This is a genomic window from uncultured Faecalibaculum sp., from assembly GCF_910588395.1.
Lineage (GTDB): Bacteria > Bacillota_I > Bacilli_A > Erysipelotrichales > Erysipelotrichaceae > Faecalibaculum.
In genome coordinates, this window is record NZ_CAJUPA010000077.1 from 1 (window position 1) to 2,265 (window position 2,265).

The 2,265-nt window shown below is 55.3% G+C and carries 3 protein-coding genes; all 3 read left to right on the forward strand.

Annotated elements, in window-relative coordinates; all coding sequences use genetic code 11:
* Nucleotides 1–1,204: MobA/MobL family protein (locus QZ305_RS11600; RefSeq protein ID WP_294732149.1), on the forward strand; the 1,204-nt coding region annotated here is incomplete at its 5' end.
* Between the two features lie 147 nt (nucleotides 1,205–1,351).
* Nucleotides 1,352–1,750 carry a cysteine-rich VLP domain-containing protein gene (locus QZ305_RS11605; protein WP_294732150.1) on the forward strand — a complete coding sequence of 133 codons (399 nt, stop codon included), beginning with the start codon at nucleotides 1,352–1,354 and terminating at the stop codon, nucleotides 1,748–1,750.
* 122 nt (nucleotides 1,751–1,872) lie between these two features.
* Nucleotides 1,873–2,265 (forward strand): phage replisome organizer N-terminal domain-containing protein (locus tag QZ305_RS11610; protein WP_294732151.1); only part of this gene is annotated, 393 nt, incomplete at its 3' end.

The following is a 2,265-nucleotide window of genomic DNA, read 5'->3' on the forward strand; positions in this document are numbered from 1 at the left end:
TGACGCACAGCTTGCCCGTGAGATAGAGATTTCCCTGCCGGTAGAACTGAACCGGGAGGAACAGCTGCGGCTTGCCCGCTCCTTCATCAGCGATACCTTTGTCGCCGCCGGTATGTGTGCGGATTTCTCTATCCATGACAAGAAGGATGGCAATCCCCACTTCCATGTCATGCTCACTATCAGGCCGCTAAAGGAGGACGGGCAGTGGGGAGCGAAATGCCGGAAGGTCTACGAACTGGACGAAAACGGCCAGAGAATCCCCAACGGCAAAGGCGGCTGGAAGAGCCACCGGGAGGACACCACCGACTGGAACGACAAGGGAAATGTAGAGAAGTGGAGGTCTGCCTGGGCAGCTTACGCCAACAAAGCATTGGAGGCGGCGGGCAGGCCGGAACGGATTGACCACCGCTCCTACGAGCGTCAGGGCATTGACAAGATACCTTCCATCCATCTGGGCGTTGCCGCCAGCCAGATGGAGCGGAAAGGCATTGCCACGGAGAAGGGAAATATCAACCGCCAGATTGCCGCCGACAATAAGCTGCTGAAGGAGATTAAAGCACGGATTACCCGGCTCTATAAATGGACAAAGGAGCAGGCAGGGAAACCGGAAGGAAAAGACAGTATCATGGCGCAGCTTTACGAGGCGCAGCTGTCAACAGGGAAACCCGGCTCCCGGTATGGGAAGATAAAGAACCTGAAAGAAAGCGCTGCCCTGTTCAATTTCCTGAACGGCAACAACATCACTTCCATGGAGCAGCTTTATGAAAAAGTGGCCGCCATGAACAAAGATTACTATTCCCTGCGTGGGAAGATTGTCACCGCCGAGCGGCGTATCAAAGTGCTGGACGAACATCTCTCCATGTGGGAGAAATACGAGAGGAACAAAGGAACCCGCCGCCAGTTTGACAAGATGAAGCCGGGGAAGAAAAAGGAGCAGTTTGAGCAGAAGCACAGTGCGGAACTGGCATTATATGAGGCCGCCGTCCGGTATCTGGAAAAGCTGAAAGCCAACGGCGAAGAAATCACCCCGAAGAAATGGCAGGCCGAGGCCGACCGCCTGAAAGCGGAGAAATCGGTACAGTACCAGAAAATGAAATCCATGCGGGAGGACATCAAGGCGGTGGAGAACCTGAAAAAGACAGCGGAGCAGTTGGCCAGGACGGAAAATGAACCGGCCAGAAAGAAGGAGGAACAGGAATTATGACACAGCAGTTTATCACCATGACAATCACTATCACCGTAAAGATACCCGTGCCGCCCACGCCGCCAGCGCCTACGGGGGCGAAAGCGCCGGAGCCGGTTTTCCTTTTCAGGGAGGGGCAGCCGCCTTTGTGCCGCTGCAAGGTGAGATATGGGAAACAGGCGGCATGAGCGAATCCCGGCCATGGACTACCGGCAGTACCGCAGGGCGAGGCGGCTGGTGCGTGAGTGCTGCAACTACGACAACGGCCAGTGTATGGCGCTTGACGAGGGGGACGGGTGCGTCTGTGTCCAGAGCATTTCCCACTCCCTGCTCTGCCGCTGGTTCCGTGCGGCGGTGCTGCCTTTAGACCACCAGCTGGAAACGGCCCTTTACCACCGGCTGGAAAGCAGGCGGTGCAGCGAGTGCGGCGCTCTTTTCCTGCCCGGCTCCAACCGGGCGAAATACTGTAGGGAATGTGCCGCCCGTATGAAGCGGAAACACGCCACAGAGCGGAAACGGAAACAAAGGCACTTATGTCACGCTTTAGGAGCGAAAAAAGCCTTGTAAATCAAGCACTTTCGGAGCGTGTCGGAGGGGAGGCAATACTTTTTATCACCGACACCCCAAAAGCCGCCTTAAAATGCGTACAGGAGCCGAAATAACCCATTCTGAACAAAAGGAGCAACTAAATGACAGAGAACCGACGATTTTATTACCTCAAGCTGAAAGAGAATTTTTATAACAGCGAAACCATGGTCATCCTGGAGAGTATGCAGGACGGCCTTCTGTACTCCAATCTCCTGCTCAAGATGTATTTGATGTCGCTGAAAAGCAGCGGCGTACTCCTGCTGAATGACTGCCTGCCCCATACCGTGCAGACCATAGCCACCTTTACCCGGCATCAGGTAGGCACGGTGGAGCGGGCTTTGAAGATATTCCAGGAGTTTGGCCTTGTGGAGATACTGACGGACGGAGCCTATTACATGAGCGACATCCAGCTGCTGATCGGCCAGTCGTCCAGCGAGGGGGAGCGGAAGAAAAAGGAGCGCATGAGGCTGAAACGCCAGAACCTGCTCCCGTCC